At 71.3% G+C, this 17,331-nt stretch carries 15 protein-coding genes and 1 riboswitch; of the genes, 6 read left to right on the top strand and 9 right to left on the bottom strand.

Features of this window, described 5'->3' with window-relative positions:
• Positions 1-15: 15 nt before the first annotated feature.
• The 5 genes from ACIQI8_RS24235 to ACIQI8_RS24255 form a co-directional block, all read right to left on the bottom strand.
• The gene (locus tag ACIQI8_RS24235) at positions 16-1,083 is read right to left on the bottom strand and encodes a glycerophosphodiester phosphodiesterase family protein (RefSeq protein ID WP_402354346.1); all 1,068 of its coding nucleotides are present in this window, start codon (positions 1,081-1,083) and stop codon (positions 16-18) included.
• Positions 1,084-1,239: 156 nt separating this feature from the next.
• The gene (locus tag ACIQI8_RS24240) at positions 1,240-2,223 is read right to left on the bottom strand and encodes an ABC transporter substrate-binding protein (RefSeq protein ID WP_402354349.1); all 984 of its coding nucleotides are present in this window, start codon (positions 2,221-2,223) and stop codon (positions 1,240-1,242) included.
• 50 nt (positions 2,224-2,273) lie between these two features.
• Positions 2,274-3,041: an ABC transporter ATP-binding protein gene (locus ACIQI8_RS24245; protein ID WP_402354352.1), complete on the bottom strand. Its 768-nt coding sequence runs from the start codon at positions 3,039-3,041 to the stop codon at positions 2,274-2,276.
• A gap of 317 nt (positions 3,042-3,358) precedes the next feature.
• Positions 3,359-4,420, bottom strand: coding sequence for a FecCD family ABC transporter permease (locus ACIQI8_RS24250; protein WP_402354355.1), 1,062 nt, complete (start codon positions 4,418-4,420; stop codon positions 3,359-3,361).
• 129 nt (positions 4,421-4,549) lie between these two features.
• Positions 4,550-4,633: riboswitch (cobalamin riboswitch) on the bottom strand.
• Positions 4,634-4,678: 45 nt separating this feature from the next.
• Positions 4,679-5,641, bottom strand: coding sequence for a cytochrome c oxidase assembly protein (locus tag ACIQI8_RS24255; RefSeq protein ID WP_402354358.1), 963 nt, complete (start codon positions 5,639-5,641; stop codon positions 4,679-4,681).
• 371 nt (positions 5,642-6,012) lie between these two features.
• Between ACIQI8_RS24255 and ACIQI8_RS24260 the strand changes: the two genes are divergently transcribed.
• Together ACIQI8_RS24260 and ACIQI8_RS24265 are read left to right on the top strand one after the other, a co-directional pair.
• Positions 6,013-7,128 carry a GNAT family N-acetyltransferase gene (locus tag ACIQI8_RS24260; protein ID WP_402354361.1) on the top strand — a complete coding sequence of 372 codons (1,116 nt, stop codon included), beginning with the start codon at positions 6,013-6,015 and terminating at the stop codon, positions 7,126-7,128.
• Positions 7,129-7,450: 322 nt separating this feature from the next.
• Complete coding sequence (locus tag ACIQI8_RS24265; RefSeq protein ID WP_402354364.1) at positions 7,451-8,434, top strand: alpha/beta fold hydrolase; 984 nt, start codon at positions 7,451-7,453, stop codon at positions 8,432-8,434.
• 27 nt (positions 8,435-8,461) lie between these two features.
• On the opposite strand, the gene ACIQI8_RS24270 is transcribed toward ACIQI8_RS24265, so the two are convergent.
• From ACIQI8_RS24270 to ACIQI8_RS24285, 4 genes are all read right to left on the bottom strand, one after another.
• Complete coding sequence (locus ACIQI8_RS24270; RefSeq protein ID WP_402354367.1) at positions 8,462-9,241, bottom strand: SDR family NAD(P)-dependent oxidoreductase; 780 nt, start codon at positions 9,239-9,241, stop codon at positions 8,462-8,464.
• Between the two features lie 160 nt (positions 9,242-9,401).
• Positions 9,402-10,478: a FecCD family ABC transporter permease gene (locus ACIQI8_RS24275; protein WP_402354369.1), complete on the bottom strand. Its 1,077-nt coding sequence runs from the start codon at positions 10,476-10,478 to the stop codon at positions 9,402-9,404.
• A gap of 34 nt (positions 10,479-10,512) precedes the next feature.
• On the bottom strand, positions 10,513-11,565 hold the full coding sequence (locus tag ACIQI8_RS24280) for a FecCD family ABC transporter permease (protein WP_402354372.1): 1,053 nt from the start codon (positions 11,563-11,565) through the stop codon (positions 10,513-10,515).
• A complete protein-coding gene (locus ACIQI8_RS24285; RefSeq protein ID WP_402354375.1) occupies positions 11,555-13,189 on the bottom strand; it encodes a (2,3-dihydroxybenzoyl)adenylate synthase in 1,635 nt (544 codons plus the stop codon). The genes ACIQI8_RS24280 and ACIQI8_RS24285 overlap by 11 nt, the downstream gene beginning before the upstream one ends.
• A gap of 161 nt (positions 13,190-13,350) precedes the next feature.
• On the opposite strand from ACIQI8_RS24285, the gene ACIQI8_RS24290 reads away from it, so the two are divergent.
• From ACIQI8_RS24290 to panD, 4 genes are read left to right on the top strand one after another with little or no spacing between them, the layout of a single operon-like run.
• Positions 13,351-14,697, top strand: a complete 1,347-nt coding sequence (locus ACIQI8_RS24290) for a salicylate synthase (protein ID WP_402354378.1) — start codon at positions 13,351-13,353, stop codon at positions 14,695-14,697.
• A gap of 8 nt (positions 14,698-14,705) precedes the next feature.
• A complete protein-coding gene (gene entS / locus ACIQI8_RS24295) occupies positions 14,706-15,992 on the top strand; it encodes an enterobactin transporter EntS (protein WP_402354381.1) in 1,287 nt (428 codons plus the stop codon).
• A 14-nt stretch (positions 15,993-16,006) separates the two neighbouring features.
• Positions 16,007-16,843 carry an alpha/beta fold hydrolase gene (locus ACIQI8_RS24300; RefSeq protein ID WP_402354384.1) on the top strand — a complete coding sequence of 279 codons (837 nt, stop codon included), beginning with the start codon at positions 16,007-16,009 and terminating at the stop codon, positions 16,841-16,843.
• Between the two features lie 32 nt (positions 16,844-16,875).
• A complete protein-coding gene (gene panD / locus ACIQI8_RS24305) occupies positions 16,876-17,328 on the top strand; it encodes an aspartate 1-decarboxylase (RefSeq protein WP_402354386.1) in 453 nt (150 codons plus the stop codon).
• The last annotated feature ends 3 nt before the right edge of the window (positions 17,329-17,331 follow it).

Here is a 17,331-nt window from a genome sequence, read left to right on the forward strand (position 1 = left end):
AGCTCCTGGGGGTGCTCAGTGCCGTGGCTGGTAGGCCTTGGGCAGCCGCAGGCCGCGATCTGCCATGATCTGGCGGACCCGGTCGGGGTAGTCGGTGATGATGCCGTCGATGCCCATGTCCATGAGGGCCTCGATGGTGGCCGGATCGTCGCAGGTCCAGGGGATGACCCGGAGGCCCCGGGCGTGGGCCTCGGAGATCATCTTGGGGTCGGGGTAGAAGCGGAAGCCCGGGTCGCCGATCTTGCCGCTCTGCGGGAAGCCGTAGTTCGGGGAGAGCGCGTTGACGCCGGGGACGGTGGCCGCCGCCTTCACGAAGTCGCCGTCGTAGTCGTCGGCGTCGATGCCGCCCAGCCAGGGGGAGGCTCCAGGCTGACCGACCTGGAGGAAGTCGTAGTTCGTCAGCGCCACCAGCGGCCACCTCGGCGCCAGCTTGTGCATCGCCTTCAGCGCGCCCCAGTCGAAGGACTGGATGGTGACCTGGTCCTCGATGCCGGAGCGGTGGATCTCCTCGTAGACGCGCCGCACGAACAGCTCACGCGGCGCGGTCTGTTCGGGCGCGCCCGCCTCGACCTTCGTCTCGATGTTCAGCTTGACCTGTTTGGCGCGGTAGCTCTTGACCAGGTTCAGGACGTCCTTGAGCTCGACCATCCGGAAGCCCTTGACCACCTCCTGCTGCGGGAATCCGGGCAGTTGCTGGTAGCCGCAGTCCAGCGTCCTGATCTGAGCCAGCGTCAGATCCTTGATGTACTTGCCGACATACGGGTACAGCGGGTCGCTGGGGGTGACGGGTGCCGTGTCCTTGCACTTGACGCCGCTGATCTGCCGGTCGTGGTTGACGACGACCTTGCGGTCCTTGGTGATGTGCGTGTCCAGCTCCAGGGTGGACACCCCGAGCCGCAGGGCCTTGCCGAACCCCTGCAGCGACTCCTCGGTCGTCAGACCCAGGCCGCCGCGGTGCGCCTGGAGATCGAACAGGGCTCTGTGCGAGGGCGGCCGGGGCGTGTGCGTCGTCGCGTGGGCGGCCGTCGGGAGGGCGAGCACCGGCGCCAGGGCCAGGCCGGCGAGGGCATGTCGTGCGGACATCGAAACCTCACTCGTGTCGGTTCGGGCGAGCAGGTGACGCTAGTTGAGTCACGGGCGTACGCAACAGCGTGGACATGTTCCCGCCATGAACCCTCACCGAACGGCCGACCGGCCGCAGCCGCGCGGATCCTTCTCCCAGCCGCGCGGATCCTCCTCTCAGCCGCGCAGATAGGCGCCGAGCCGTGCGATCGCCGACGGGTTGCGGGGGCTCTCCACCAGGTCGACGTAGTCGAGGACGAAGATCCGGCGGTGCTTGACGGCGGAGACGTTGCGCAGCGGGGCGTACGACAGCAGGAACTTCCGCTTCTGCTCGGCGCTCACGTCCCCGTAGTCGCAGATGACGATGACGTCCAGGTCCCGCTCGACGACGCTCTCCCAGCCGACGGTGGTCCAGGAGTCGGCGAGGTCGTGCATGACGTTCTCGCCGCCGGCGGCGCTGATGATCTGGTCCGGGGCGGCGTAACGGCCGGACGTGAAGGGCTGGTCCTGGCCGCTGTCGTAGAGGAAGACCTCGGGCTGCTTCGCCGGGGCCTTGGCCCCGACGTCGGCGATCTGCTTCTTGAAGCCCGCGACGAGGGTGGCGGCCCGCTTTTCCACCCCGAACAGCTTGCCCAGGTTGGTGAGGTCCTCGTACAGCGCCTCCAGCGGCGGCATGATGCCGCGCGAGGTCTCCGTACGGCCGTTGTGGCACGACTCGGTGAGGGTGTACGTGGGGACGCCGAGCTTTCTCAGGCTGTCCGGGGTGAAGCCGTCGGCCTCGCTGAAACCGTAGTTCCAGCCCGCGAAGACGAGGTCGGCGTGGGCGTCGAGGACGTTCTCCTTGGTGAGCTGGTCCTTGGAGAGCCACTTGACCTTCTGGTAGCCGTCCTTCCAGGGGACGTCGGTGAGGTCGCCCTTGTCGTCGGGCATGGCGAACCCGGCCATGCGGTCCTCCAGACCGAGCGCGAACATCAGCTCGGTGATGCCGACGTCGTTGGTGACCACGCGCTCGGGGACCTTGTCGTAGGTCACCTTGCGGCCGCAGTTGGTGAGCGTGACGGCGGTGGATCCCGCCTTCGCGTCGGCCTGCGGTTCGACGGTTGCGCCGCAGCCGGTGGCGGTCGCGGCGAGGCAGAGGGCGGCGATGAGCAGCTTGCGCACAGGGATCCTTACGCGGGTGGAGGCAGGGTTCTCGGATGGGAGCGGGGTTCTCACGAGGTGGCGGGGAGCAGGGAGAACAGCAGCTGGACCGCGCCCGTCTCCGGGTGCCGTACGGGATGCGCGCGCACCCCGAACACCTCGGCAAGCAGGGGCGGTTGGAGAACCTCGTAGGGCGGTCCCGAGGCGACGATCCGGCCGCTCGCGACGACGTACAGCCGATCGCAGTGTGCGGCGGCCAGGTTGAGGTCGTGCAGGGCGGCCAGCGCGGTGAGACCGCTGCGACGTACCAGCGCGAGCACGTCCAATTGGTGGGCGATGTCGAGGTGGTTGGTGGGTTCGTCGAGGACCAGCACCCGGGGCTGCTGAGCCAGCGCGCGGGCGATGAGGACGCGCTGCCGCTCACCGCCGGACAGGGCGAGGAAGCCGCGCTCGGCGAGATGGCCGACGCCCGTGCGCTCCATGGCCTCGGCACACACGGCACGGTCCCGCGCCGCCGTCCGGTCCAGATGCGGCAGCCGCCCCATGGCCACCACCTCGGCGACAGTGAAGTCGAACTCCGCGGCCGACTCCTGGGGCAGCGCGGCCAACACCCGTGCGGCGGCCCGCGACCGCATACCGTGCACGTCCTCCCCGTCGAGCCGTATCGCCCCACGGTCCGGTCGCAGCGCCCGGTACACGCACCGCAGCAGCGTCGACTTGCCGCTCCCGTTGGGCCCGACGAGCCCGACGAACGCCCCACTGTCCACGGCGAGTTCGATGTCGTCGACCAGCCGCGCACCGGCCACTTCGACCCTCACGCCGGTGATGTCGAGCCGCATGGTCACCTACCTCCGAACGTGTGGCGGCAGCGCCACGCAAGCAGTTGAGGGCCCGGGGCCCCAGCTGGGCCGAGCGATTCGGCTGGGCCGGGTGGGAGTCGGGATGCCGTCTCCGCCCGTTCGGCGACCCGGTCCACCGTCAGGTCGCTCATGTCGATCCGCACGCGCATTCCTTCGGAACGCACTGTTGCTGTGCCGCACAAGCCGCTGAGGGCCGGGCGCTCCGACTGTGGCGGCCAATTCGGCTGGGGCGAGCGGGAGTCGGGACACTGTCTGCGCCGGCTCGACCGTCACGCCGTCGACGTCGATCCGCACGCTCACCGCCCCCCGAACGCATAGCCGCCCCGCCGCATCAGCAGGAGAAAGGCGGGCACCCCGACCACGGCCGTGATCACTCCGACGGGCAACTCGGTGGGCGCGAGCAGGAGTCGGGACAGTACATCCGCCCAGACCAGGAGCACGGCCCCGACCAGCGGCGCCACCGCCAGCACCCGGCGGTGGTCCGCGCCGACGAGCATCCGTACGACGTGCGGCACCATCAGGCCGACGAACCCGATCGCCCCGCTGACCGCGACCACCGTCCCGGTCACGGCCGCGGTGACGAGGAACAGCTCACTGCGCAGCCGGCCCGGCCGGACCCCGAGGGCGGCGGAGGTCTCGTCGCCCATGGCGAGCGCGTTGAGCGCCTCGGCCCGCCATCGCAGCCACGCCCAGCCGGCCGCGACGGTCACGGCGGCGAGCGGCACCTGGACCCAGGTCGCGCCGCCCAGGCTCCCCAGCAGCCACATCATCGCCGACCTGGCCGCCTCGCCCCGGGCCGCGCCGAACACCATCACAGTTGTCACGGCCTCGAAGCCGTACGCCAGTGCCGTCCCGGTCAGGACCAGACGCAGCGGGGTGAGACCGTGCGGGGAGCGGGCCACGGCGTAGACCAGGACCATCGCCGCGAGCGCCGAGGCGAACGCCGAAGCCGACAGCGCCCACACCCCGAGCCCCGCGAACGCCCCGAGCAGGATGACCGCGTTGGCGCCGACCGCCGCGCCCGAGGAGATGCCGAGCACGAAGGGATCGGCGAGCGCGTTGCGGACCATCGCCTGCACGGCCACGCCGACGGCCGCGAGCCCCGCCCCGACGACCGCGCCGAGCACGACCCGCGGCAGCCGGATCTCCCAGACGATGGTGTACGCGGCGACGTCGTCCGCGTGCACGGTCCCACCGGTGAGCCCGGCCCACAGGTACCGGAAGACCGCCGCCCAGCCGATCCCGGCTGCCCCGAGCCCGACTCCGCACACGAGCGAGACCAGGAGCAGCACCGCCAGGCCGAGGAGCAACGGCGGCACGGGGATGCGGGAGGGAGTGGAGGTGGCACTTCGGCGCACGGCGGGGGTGGTCCTTCACCTGGGGCCACCTGTGGCACCTCAAGCAGGAGACAGCCCGTACGACCGTGCCGGCCGCGCGGTCCCCTCTCGCAGTCCACGGCGAGCAGTCGACGGGTCGCGCCACCCACAGGCGATCGGGCTCACGCGACAGGCCGTTCTCAAGGTGCCGCGCACACCGTTGCGGGTCAGCGCCGGACTCTCACCGGACTTCCCCCGCGGGATGCTCCGGGAGCGTAGCAAACGCGCAAAAGGGGTCTGTCACCCAGGTCCTTGCTGCCGCACGCGCCGGGCGACGTCGTTGTCCTCGGTCTCCCACCAGGGGCGGACCATGTCCGGTCCCGCCGTCCGCGCGACCGGTACGAGGTCGGTGTCCAGGCGCCGGTCCAGTACGACGTTGCGAGCCCGTTCTGTCCTGGCCCACTGCACGAGGATCGCCAGCAGGAAGGGGAGTGCCACGAGCTCGGCGATGCTGATCATGGCGCCGCCGCCGAGCTGCTGGTCGTGGTGGACGTCCGGCGCCCAGGGCGGGGCGTGATGTAGATACCAGGCGCCGGCGATCAGCGTGCCGTGGGTCATCACGACGACACCCGGCACGGCGTCCACGATCCCGTCGAGGAAGACCAGCGCGGCCCGCACCGGGTGGGTGCACCAGGCGGGAAGCGTCTCCTCGCCGGTCAGCACCGGCACCACGAACAGACAGCCGGCGAGCAGCAGATGCAGATACATGAGGTCGTGCAGCGGCCCGTACCGCAGCGCTGTCGCGAAGTACGGCGTGAAGTACACCGTCAGCTCGGTCGCCAGCACCAGCGCCGTACTGACCAGCGGGAAGGTGAGCAGTCGTACGACCCGTCCGGTCATCGCCCGCCGCAGCCGGCCGGCCGCGCCCTCCGGCAGCGCCCGCAGCGCGAGCCCCAGCGGGTCGCCCAGGGCAAGGCCGAGGGGTGCGACCAGGTCGAGGAGGACGTTCTGGACGGCGGCCGGCCAGAACAACACCCGGTCGTAGACGGCGAGGCCGGACATCGTGGCCGCCGTGAGCGTGCCGAGACCCAGCAGGGCGAAGGCCGCGGTCCGGGCCACGGACCAGTGCTCTCCCCGGCGTGCGAGCCGCAGCACGGCCGCCGCGTACAGGCCGGCCAGCAGGACGACGAGGAGCAGGGCGGGCACGTCCAGTCGCCAGGAGGAGAGCAGCCGTCCCGCGGTGAGCTCCGGCAGACTCCCCATCACCAGGTCTCTCCTCGCTCCGTGTCGCGTCCGATGCGCGAGGGACGTTACGCCGCGGGGCATACCGACACCGGCCATACATGGGGCGAAGCGGGCGACTTCGTACCAGTCTCATACCAACTTCCTACGAAAGGCGCCGACTTCCTGTGAAAATCGTCGGCCCGCGGAATTGATCGTGTCGTCCCACTCGCAGTCGTCCGCCGCGAGAGGCACCCTTGACGACGTGCGTACTGTTTCGCGACGTTTGAGAACTGCGGGAATCCGTGTCCCGGGGGTGGATCGGGGGCGGAGGCGGGTACACGTCGCGGACCGGCGGGTAATCAGACAGTGGCGCGCCGCGCACAGCGCGTCACGGGGGGAGCAGATCAGACGTGGAAGTGACGATCCACAGACTTGAAGACTTGACCGCCTCGCTCCGAGCGGCTTGGCACGGGGCGATGGACGAGTCGCCCGAGTACTCGAATCCCTTTCTGGCACCGGAGTTCGCGGTCGGGGTGGCCAGACAGCGGGACGCGGTGCGGTTGGCCGTCCTGCGGCAGGAGGGGAAGCCGGTCGGCTTCTTCCCGTACGAGCGCGACGCGCTCGGTATCGGCCGGGCCATTGGGCTCGGCCTTTCGGACTGTCAGGCCCTGGTGCACCGGCCCGGGGTCAGCTGGGACGCCCAGGAGCTGCTGCGGGCCTGTGGGCTGTCCATCTTCGAGTTCGATCATCTGGTCGAGGAGCAGAAGCCATTCGGCAGCTACGTCACCGGCCGGTTCGCCTCGCCGGTGGTGGACCTGAAGCCTGACGAGAGCGGCTATCCGCAGTGGCTGCGCGGCGCGTACCCGGGTCTGGCCAAGACGACGCTCAAGAAGGAACGTCGCCTCGGGCGTGACGTGGGCGACGTGCGGTTCGTCTTCGACGAGCGCGACCCGGCGATGCTGCGCACGCTCATGCGCTGGAAGTCCGCCCAGTACCGCAGGACCGGTCGGATGGATCGTTTCGCCCGGCAGTGGATCGTCGACCTGGTGGACGACCTCTTCCAGGTCCGCGAGGAACACTTCACCGGCGTGCTGTCCGTGCTGTACGCGGGCGACCGGCCGGTGGCCGCGCACTTCGGACCGAGATCGCGCACGGTGCTCGCGGCCTGGTTCACCGCCTACGACCCGGACCTGCACTACTACTCGCCGGGACTGATGATGCACCTGCGCACGGCCGAGGCCGCGGCCCGGGCGGGGGTGACGATGATGGACCTGGGGCGCGGCGACAAGGAGTACAAGGACTGGCTCAAGACCCGCGAACTCCGCGTCGGCGAGGGCTTCGCCAGCCGCCCGCACCCGGTGGCGGCGGCCTACCGCGTCTGGCGCAGACCGGTCCGCGGCCTGCGCAACACGGTCAACGCCCACCCCCGCCTCCGCGAACCCGCCGACCGCCTCCTCAAGACGGTCGGCGGCCTGCGTACCTCACGCCGGCCGCCGTCGGGAGGGGGAGCGGGCCGCACCCCCTGACGCAGGTCGGTACGGGCGGGCGTTCACGGGCCGGCCCGGCGGACGCGTCGGCGCAACGGTGGCTGCTCCGACGCGACATCGGCATGACCGGCAGGGACGGTGCTCCGGGCCTGCCCGCGCCTTCGCGGCGGCGCAGGAGCGGGTTCCGGACGGTGGTCGGCGCGGGTGGATGCCTGTCTCCGGGGTCGCCTGGCATTTGCCGAATCGGCAACAGGCTTCGCCTGTGTCGCGACGGGCGTCGGATGATCGGTCTCGAAGCCGTCGACCGCGGGGCCGCCCGGTCCACCGGACCCGACGGCGCCCGCGTCACCAGGGAGGACCCATGCCGCAGCCGACCCCCGCCGACCGCACGCACCGCCTGGTGCCCTCGCCCGCCGGTCGTATCCACCTTGTCGAACAGGGCGAGGGCCCGCTGGTCCTGCTTGTGCACGGGTTCCCGGAGTCCTGGTACTCCTGGCGTCACCAACTGCCCGCGCTGGCCGCGGCCGGCTATCGCGCCGTGGCCCTCGACGTCCGTGGCTACGGCCGTTCCTCCAAGCCCGTCGCCGAGTCCGCGTACCGGATGCTCGATCTCGTCGAGGACAACGTCGCCGTTGTGGAGGAACTCGGGGAGACCTCCGCCGTGATCGTCGGACACGACTGGGGCGCGACCATCGCCGCCACCTCCGCGCTCGTACACCCCGACGTCTTCCGTGCGGTCGGCCTGCTGAGCGTCCCCTACACCCCGCCCGGCGGCCCCAAGCCCAGCGAGATCTTCGCGGGGATGGGCGGTGAGGACGAGTTCTACGTCTCCTACTTCCAGGAGCCGGGCCGCGCCGAGGCGGAGATCGAGCCCGACGTACGCGGCTGGCTCGCCGGCTTCTACGCGGCCATGTCCGCCGACACCATGCCCCGACCCGGCGCCCCCGACCCGCACTTCGTCACCCGCGGCGGCACGCTCCGCGACCGTTTCCCACGAGGCCGGCGGCCGAATTGGCTCGGTGAGGACGAACTCGACGTCTACGCCGGGGAGTTCGAGCGCAGCGGGCTCACCGGCGCGCTGAACCGCTACCGCAACATGGACCGCGACTGGGCGGACCTGGCCGGTCACCAGGGCGCCCCCATCCGCCAACCCGCCCTGTTCCTGGGCGGTTCGCTCGACGCTTCCACCACCTGGCTGGCCGACGCGATCGAGTCGTACCCCACAACGCTCCCCGGCCTGACCGCCTCCCACATCCTCGACGGCTGCGGCCACTGGATCCAGCAGGAGCGGCCCGAGGAGACCAACCGGATCCTGGTGGAGTGGCTGGCCGGGCTCGACGCCTGACGTGCACGGGTGTGCGGAGGCGCGGAGTCACCAGGTCGGGATGAGGCCGCCGTCGATCCTGATGTCGGCGCCCAGGACGTTCCCGGACCGGGGACCCGCCAGGTACAGCACCGCTTCCGCGACCTCGGCGGGCTGGGTGAACCGGCCGCTCACCATCGACCGCGCCGCCCCCTCCGCGACCGAGGCCCGGTCGGCGCCGGTCGCCCGCCCGACCGTGGCCGCCACCCCGCTGTCCGACAGCCACAGATCGGTGGCGACCGGTCCGGGACTCACCGTGTTGACCCGGACGCCCTGCCCGCCCACCTCCTTCGACAGCCCCTTGGAGAAGGCGGCGACGGCGGCTTTCGAGACGCTGTAGTCGAGGACCAGGGGATCGGGCAGGGAGGAGTTGACCGAGGCGATGGTCACGATGCTGCCCTCGCCCCGCGCGAGCATGGCGGGAAGCACGGCACGGGTCGTCCGTACCGTCGTCAGCAGGTTGAGCGTGAAGGTGGAGAGCCAGTCCTCGTCGGTGATGGACAGGAACCCGTCGGGGCGGACCGGGGCCGCGCCGACATTGTTGACCAGGATGTCGATACGCTCGCCGGCCCGCTCGACCAGCCGAGCGGGCCCGGCCTCCGTCGCGAGGTCGACCTCGACCACCTCGACCGCACCCGACTTCGCCAGTTCCGCCAGTTCGTCGGAGGTGTGCCGGGCACCCGCGACCACCCGTGCGCCCTCGGCGGCCAGCGCCCGGACGACGGCGAGGCCGATGCCCCGGCTGGCTCCGGTGACGACAGCGGTGCGACCGTCCAGTTCGTGGACCATGAAGTGCTCCTAGGTGTCAGGGGTGAACTGCTCCCAGGAGTCAGCGTGGCCCACGAACCACCGTGGCGCAGGGCGAACGCCATGGGCGGGGGAAGAACGACGGACGTCCGGGCGGGAGAAGAAGGACAGACGTCAGGGTCCACGGACCCGAGAGCAGCCCTCAGATCCGCCCCGCCCGCCGCTGCCGCCTCAGCAGGAACCCCAGATACAACCCGCCGACCACCGCCGTCACCACGCCCACCGGCAACTGGGCGCTCTCGTGGATGCGTTGGGAGACGAAGTCGGCGGTGACCACGAGGAAGGCGCCGGCGCAGGTGGCGCCCAGGAGGTTCGGTCCGGGCGCGTGGGTGAGGCGCCGGGCCAGTTGGGGCGCGATGAGCGCGACGAAGGGGACCGGTCCCGCGGCGGCCGTCGCCACCGCGCAGGCGGCGGTGGCCAGGACCAGCACCACCAGTCGGGTGCGCTGGACGGGCACGCCGAGACCGCCGGCCACGTCGTCGCCCATCTCCAGGATCCGCAGTCTGCTCGCCGTCAGGGCGACCAGCGGCAGCAGTACGACGAGCCCGACGGCGGCCGGACGGACATCCTGCCAACCCCGGCCGTTCAGGCTGCCGTTGAGCCACACCATCGCCTGCGCGGCCTGGGTGAAGCGGGCCTTGGCGAGCAGATAGGCGTTGACGCCCTGCAGCAGCGCGCTGACCCCGATGCCGACCAGCACCAGCCGATAACCGTGGATGCCGTGCCGCCAGGCGAGGAGGTACACCAGCAACGCGGTCGCCAGACCACCGCCCACCGCCCCGAACGCGACCTGCCCGCCGGTACCGCCGACGACCAGCACGACCAACAGCCCCCCGGTTGCGGAGCCGTAGGTGAAACCGACGATGTCGGGGCTGCCCAGCGGATTGCGGGTCAGGCTCTGGAACAGCGCCCCGCTCAGCCCGAGCGCCGCCCCGACGAGGACGCCGGTCAGCAGGCGGGGCAGGCGGAGTTCGTTGACCACGAAGTTCGTCTGACGGCTGCCGTTGCCGAGCAGCGTGCGGATCACGTCGGCCGGGGAGATGGCGAACTCCCCGGTGCCCAGGGCGAGTACACCCACGGCGAAGGTGGCGGCCAGCACCAGCAGGCACACCGTGACCGTGCGGACGTCCACGCGCAGCGACAGCCCGCGTGAGCGGCTGCGGACGACGTGGGTGCGGCGGGGGAGAGTCGAGGTCGTCCCGGGCGGAGCTGTCGTCACGACGGCACCACCTTGCCGCGGCAGAGGGCCCGGGTCACGACGACACCACCCGGCGATGCCGGACCAGCGCGATGAACACCGGTGCGCCGACCACGGCGGTCACCACCCCCGCGTCGAGTTCGTCGGGCCGTACGACGACCCGGCCCAGGACGTCCGCGTAGAGCAGGAGCGCCGGTGCCAGCAGCATGGACAGCGGCAGCGTCCAGCGCTGGTCGGTGCCGGCGATCATGCGGGCCATGTGCGGGACGGCGAGGCCGACGAAGACCAGGGGACCGACGGCCGAGGTGGCCGCGCCGCACAACAGGGTGACCGCCAACAGGCCCAGGAACCGCGTGCGGTTGAGGTGGGCGCCGAGAGCGCGGGCCGCGTCGTCGCCGAGGGCGAGCGCGTTGAGCGGGCGGACCAGGGAGAGGGCGAGGATCAGGCCGACGGCGACAAACGGCGTGATGGTCGTCAACGTCTCGTTGTCGGCGCGGGCGAGCGAACCCACGCTCCAGAACCGGAGTTGGTCCAGGGCCTGGGCGTCGAGCAGCATCACGGTCTGGCTCAGTCCTGTGAACACCGCCGCGATCACCGCGCCGCCCAGCGCGAGGCGTTCCGGTGTGGCGCCACCGCGTCCGCCGGAGGCCAGCGAGTACGCCAGCAGCCCGGCGATCACCGCCCCCGCCAGGCCGAACCACACCGAGGCCCACAGGCTGCTCAGCCCCAACACGGTGATGGAGAAGACGACTCCGGTGGCCGCGCCCGCGTTGATGCCGAGCAGTCCGGGGTCGGCCAGCGGGTTGCGGGTCAGCGCCTGGATGAGCGCGCCGGCGACGCCCAGCGCGGCTCCGGCCGCGATCCCGGCGACGGTGCGGGGCACTCGAACGTCCCAGATGACGGAACTCGCGATCGACCCGTCGTCGTGCAGCAGGGCGTGGAGGACGGTGGCCGGCGCGAGCGAGCGCGAGCCGATCGCCAGGCTGAGCACGATCGCCACGAACAGCAGCACCAACGCGCCGACGACAGCGAGCAGTCGGGTCCGGGCGCGTCGCCGAGGGGGTGGGTCCGCCTGCTCAAGTGCGGGCGTGGCGACCTTAGTTGACACCGCCACCCTCCGCGCTCAGCCGTTCGGCGATCCGGCGACCGAGCGCCTTCTTGTCGATCTTACCGACCGAGGTACGGGGGAAGACGTCGACCACCTCCACCCGGTCGGGCAGCTTGTACGCGGCCACTCCGCGGTCGGCGAGGAAGGCGGCGAGTTCGCGCTGGGTCGGGGTGCTGGCCTCGCCGCGCGGGACCAGGTAGGCGCAGGTGCGTTCGCCCATCGTCGCGTCGGGCATGCCGACCACGGCCGCGTCGTGCACCGCGGGGTGGGCCAGGATGTGGTTCTCCAGCTCCTCGGCGGAGATCTTGTCGCCGCCCCGGTTGATCTGGTCCTTGGCTCGTCCTTCGACGACCAGGTGTCCGCTGGGCAGCACCCGGACCAGGTCGCCGGTGCGGTAGAAGCCGTCGTCGGTGAAGGTGCGGGCGTTGTGCTCGGGAGCCCGGTAGTAGCCGCGCAGGGTGTAGGGGCCGCGGGTGAGCAACTCGCCGGTCTCGCCCGGGAGTACGTCGTGTCCGTCCTCGTCGACGACCCTGATCTCGTCGTCGGGGGAGAGCGGGCGGCCCTGGGTGCCGATGACGAGGTCCGAAGGGTCGTCCAGGCGTGTGTAGTTGAGCAACCCCTCGGCCATGCCGAAGACTTGCTGAAGCGCGCAGCCCAGGGTGGGTTCGACGCGGGCGGCGGGCTCGGCGCCCAGCTTGGAGCCGCCGACCTGGAGCAGGCTCAATGAGGACAGGTCGGCCTCCTCCCACTCCACCGCGTCCAGCCACAGCAGGGCGATCGGCGGTACCACGGCCGTCGCGGTCACCTTCTCCCGCTCGATCAGTACGAACGCGTCGTCCGGGCTGGGCGTGGGGGAGAGGACCACCGTGCCGCCGACCATCAGGGTGCCGAGGATGCCAGGGCAGGCCAGCGCGAAGTTGTGCGCGGTCGGCAGGACGACCAGGTAGACGGTCGACTCGTCGAAACCGCAGACCTCCGCGCTCGCCCGGACGTTGTACGCGTAGTCGTCGTGGGTGCGCGGGATGAGCTTCGGCTTGCCGGTCGTGCCGCCGGACAGCAGCAGCACGGCCACGTCCCCGGGGTCGGACACGGGCAGCGGCACCGGGTCGGCGTCCAGGTCGTCGAACGCGGTGAACTCCGCGCAATCGCCCGCCACTATGACATGCTCGACCGACGGCACCGCTTTGCGTACGGCACGGGCCAGCGCGCGGTGGTCGAAGCCGTCGAGCAGGTCGGGGATCGCGTACGCCGTGGCGCGGGCCGTCTCGGCGACGTGCACGATCTCGCTCTCCCGGTGCGCGGGCAGCGTCAGCACCGGCACCGCGCCGGCCCGCAGCAGCGCGAAGAACAGCACCACGAAGGCGTCGGTGTTGGGGAGTTGGACGACCACCCGGTCGCCCGGGCCGATGCCGAGCCGCCGCAGTCCCGCGGCCGTGCGGTCGGCGCGCCGGTCGAGGTCGGCGTACGACCACCGCTGGCCGTCGGCGTCGACGAGCGCGATCCGCCCGGGGGCGCGCTCGGCCCGGTCCCGCAGGAGCCGGTCCAGCGGCCGGCCCTGCCAGTGACCGGCGTCCCGGTACCTCCGCGCGAACGGTTCCGGCCAGGTCACCCACCCGTCGAGCATGCTCAACTCCCGCCCCCTGCCGAGGTGCCACTGTTTAGGAAAGGCTTGCCTAATAAGCGATCACGGTCAAGCCTGAGGCACCTCTGGACGGACGATCGATCCGGGAGCTAGGGTCTTGGCGTAATTAGGTTAGGTTAACCTAAGTCCAGGGAGGTAGCTCGTTGCTGCGTTATCGGAGCGCGGAGACGGAACTGCCGGGTGACCCCCTCCTGTTGACCGCGGCACTGGCGGAGTCGGGCTTGTTCGACCAGTACGTGGTCTACGAACGGGAGGGTGACTTCTGCTTCGCCGGCGGTGTGCTCGGTGAGGTCGTGGTCGCTCGCTCCGGAATCCGCCGCAGATGGCTCGACGATGAGAGCAGGGCCCCACTAGGACCGCACCCCCTCCGCCAAGTCAGCGAGAAACTGGCGGAGATGGACATCCAGGACTGGAACGCCTACGGCTGGATGGCCTTCGAGTTCTCCCACCTGCACACCGACCGCCCCGAGCGGGCCGGTGACGACGACCTGCTCCAACTTGTCGTGCCGCACAGCGAGGTGAGGTTCCGTCAGGGCGGCGCCCAGGTGCGCAGCGCGGACCAGGAGACCCTGGACGCCCTGCTGCCCCTGCTCGCCGAACCCGTCGACCGGCCCGCCGTCGAGGCCCGCCCGATCGACGTCGCGGACAGCGCGGGCGGCTACCCGCAGATCGTGGCCCGGGCCATCGAGGAGATCCGGACATCGAGGGACCTGCAGAAGGTCATCCTCTCCCGCTCGGTCCCCGTGCCCTTCCCGGTCGACTTCGTCGCCACCTACGTACACGGCCGCTCGCACAACACCCCGGCCCGTTCCTTCCTGGTGAACCTGGGCGGCCGACGGGTCGCCGGCTTCAGCCCCGAGACCGTCGCCGAGGTGAGCGCGGACGGCGAGGTCGTCACGCAGCCCCTGGCCGGCACCCGCGCCCGGGGCCTGGGCGGCGCCGAGGACGAGCGGCTGCGCGCCGAACTCCTCGCCGACCCCAAGGAGATCTCCGAGCACGTCCTGTCCGTGAAACTCGCGGAGGAGGAGATGGCCACCGTCTGCCGTCCGGGCACCGTCTCGGTGCGGGACCTGCTCAGCGTGCGCCAGCGCGGCAGCGTCCAGCACCTGGGCTCCAGCGTGCACGGACTGCTCGCCGACGACGCCACCGCCTGGGACGTCCTGCGCGCCGTCTTCCCGGCCGTCACCGCCTCCGGAATCCCCAAACTCCCGGCCTACGACTGCATCAGCCGACTGGAGAGCGGGCCCCGCGGCATCTACAGCGGGGCGATCCTGGCGGCGAGCAGCGACGGCGCGCTGGACGCGGCCCTGGTGCTGCGCAGCCTCTTCGAGGAGGACGGCCGCACCTGGCTGCGGGCCGGCGCCGGCATCCTCTCCGGGTCCACGCCGGACCGGGAGCTGGAGGAGACCTGCGAGAAACTGCGCAGCGTCGCCCCGTACGTCGTCCCCGCCCAGCCGGCGCCGCTCGCCGTTCCGTCCCTCCAGGGCTAGGGGCTCGCGTGCGTCTTGGAGAAATGGTCGTCGATGTCGCCCCGCTGCGCTCCAGCAGGGACTTCCGGCTGGTGTTCGCCACCCAGGCGATCTCCATGGTGGGCACCCAGCTCACCTCGGTGGCGGCGAGCCTCCAGATCTACGAACTGACCGGATCCACCGTCCAGGTCGGCCTGATGAGTCTGGTGCTGGGCATGTTCCTGCTGGTCGGCCTGCTCGCGGGCGGTCTGCTCGCCGACCGGGCCGACCGGCGCCGAATCGTGCTCGTCACCCGGTCCGTGACCGCCGTCGTGGTCACCGGACTCGCGGTGAACGCGGCCCTGCCCGACCCGCACGTGTGGTTCGTCTTCGTGGCGGCGGTCCTGGCCGGCGGCAGCGCCGGCCTCGGCGGCCCCGCGATGATGGCCGCCACACCGAACCTGGTGCCCAGGAGTCAGCTCGCCGCAGCGGGTGCGCTCACCACCCTCACCGCCCAACTGGGCGGCATGGCGGGCCCGTCGCTCGCCGGCGTGATCGCGGCGGGACCCGGCCTGGCCTGGTGCTTCGGAATCGACGCCGCCGTCTACGTCGTAGGACTCGCCCTGCTCGCCCCGCTCCCGGCGATGCCGCCAGAGGGCTCGGGCCAGGCCCAGCACCCGCTGAAGGCAATGGCGGAGGGCCTGCACTTCCTGCGCGGCAACCAGGTCGTCGCCGGACTGCTGCTCATCGACGTCTGCGCCATGGTCTTCGCGATGCCGTACGCGCTCTTCCCCGAACTCGGCACCGAACACTTCGGCGGCGGCCCGTCCACCGTCGGACTGCTCTACACCGCCCCCGCCGTCGGCTCGTTCTGCGGCGCGCTGGCCAGCGGCTGGACCGGCCGGATCCATCACACCGGGAGGGCACTGATCGGCGCTGTCGCGGTGTGGGGCGTGGCGATCATCTGCTTCGGCCTCAGCCCCGACCTGTGGCTCGCGCTGGCCTTCCTGGCCCTGGCGGGCCTCGGTGACACCGCCTCGGAGATCCTGCGCCGGGCCCTGCTCCAGCACTACACGCCGGACCGGCTCCAGGGCAGGGTGGGCAGCCTGTGGCTCGCCCAGGCCACCGCCGGACCCTCCGTGGGCAACCTCGAAGCCGGCCTGGTCGCCCGGGCGTTGGGCTCCTCGGCCGGCGCCGCGGTGGTCGGGGGAGTGGTCTGTCTGGCCGGCGTGGCGACGGTCGCGCTGGCCGTGCCGGGCCTGCGCAGAGCCAGTCTGCAGGGACCGGCCGCCACCGAACCCGCGCCGTCCCCCGAGGTCTCCCCGGCGACCGACTGACTCAGGAGGGACCCGTGCCGAGCGCGCAGGTCAACGGAATCCGACTCCACTACGACGACGAAGGCCACGGCGAGCCCGTGGTGCTGGTGATGGGCCAGGGCGCCCGCGGCCGGTCCTGGCACCTCCACCAGGTGCCCGACCTGGTCGCGGCGGGACACCGGGTCGTCACCTTCGACAACCGGGGCATCCCGCCGACCGACGAGTGCCCGGAGGGCTTCACGATCGATGACCTGGTGGCTGACACCGCCGGGCTCGTCGAGCACCTCGGCCTAGGCCCGTGCCGGTTCGTCGGCGTCTCCCTTGGGGCGTACGTCGTTCAGGAGTTGCTGCTCGCCCGGCCCGAACTGGCCGTCCAAGGCGTCCTGATGGCCACCCGCGGCCGCACCGACGTCCTGCGCACCGCCATGCGGGAGGCCGAACGCGCCCTGTACGACGGCGAGTCGGAACTGCCGCCCGTCTACGCGGCCTGGGTGCGAGCCCTGCAGAACCTGTCCCCGGCGACCCTGGACGACGAACAGCGGATCCAGGACTGGCTGGAGCTCTTCGAGTTCTCGCCGCCCGCCTCCGGACCCGGCGCCCGGGCCCAACTCGACCTGACCGTCCCGCCCGGACGCCTCGACGCCTACCGGGCGATCACCACACCCTGCCTGGTCATCGGTTTCGCCGACGACCTCGTCCTGCCCCCGCACCTCGCCCGCGAAGTGGCCGACGCCATCCCGTCCGCCACTTACCAGGAGATCAAGGACTGCGGCCACTACGGCTACCTGGAGCGCCCGGACGAAGTGAACCGGCTGCTTCTGGAGTTCTTCCGCAGTCGTCCTTCCCCGTCCGGCGATCTTAAATTAGGTTAGCCTCACCTAAGTATCTACTCCAGGGAGCACCGGTGCAGCGCACCCTTCTCAATGGAAAGATCCATCGAGCCACCGTGACGCAGGCCGATCTCCACTACGTGGGGTCCCTGACGATCGACCAGGACCTCATGGAAGCCGCCGACATCGTCGAGGGCGAAGTGGTCCAGGTGGTCGACATCGACAACGGCGCACGGCTCACCACGTACGCCATCACCGGGGAACGCGGCAGCGGCGTCATCGGCATCAACGGGGCCGCCGCCCATCTGGTCCACCCCGGTCACCTCGTGATCATCATGACCTTCGCCGTGCTCGACGAGCTCGAACGGGCCACCCACGAACCGCGGGTGGTCCACGTGGACAAGGCCAACCGCATCGTCAAGCTCGGCGCCGACCCGGCCGAACCGGTGCCCGGCGCGCCGGACCAGTTCTCCGGCGCCTTTCCCGCCCCCGCCCCAGCCCCCGCCCCGCACCAGGAGAGGAACTGAGCC

It is taken from the genome of Streptomyces sp. NPDC092369 (genome assembly GCF_044755245.1).
Taxonomy (GTDB): Bacteria; Actinomycetota; Actinomycetes; order Streptomycetales; family Streptomycetaceae; genus Streptomyces.

Bases quoted from the DNA above. Each gene is read 5' to 3' on its own strand.
- ACIQI8_RS24270 (WP_402354367.1), bottom strand. From the start codon at position 9,241: ATGGTCCACGAACTGGACGGTCGCACCGCTGTCGTCACCGGAGCCAGC.
- ACIQI8_RS24285 (WP_402354375.1), bottom strand. From the start codon at position 13,189: ATGCTCGACGGGTGGGTGACCTGGCCGGAACCGTTCGCGCGGAGGTAC.
- ACIQI8_RS24235 (WP_402354346.1), bottom strand. From the start codon at position 1,083: ATGTCCGCACGACATGCCCTCGCCGGCCTGGCCCTGGCGCCGGTGCTC.
- ACIQI8_RS24245 (WP_402354352.1), bottom strand. From the start codon at position 3,041: ATGCGGCTCGACATCACCGGCGTGAGGGTCGAAGTGGCCGGTGCGCGG.
- ACIQI8_RS24255 (WP_402354358.1), bottom strand. From the start codon at position 5,641: ATGGGGAGTCTGCCGGAGCTCACCGCGGGACGGCTGCTCTCCTCCTGG.
- ACIQI8_RS24265 (WP_402354364.1), top strand. From the start codon at position 7,451: ATGCCGCAGCCGACCCCCGCCGACCGCACGCACCGCCTGGTGCCCTCG.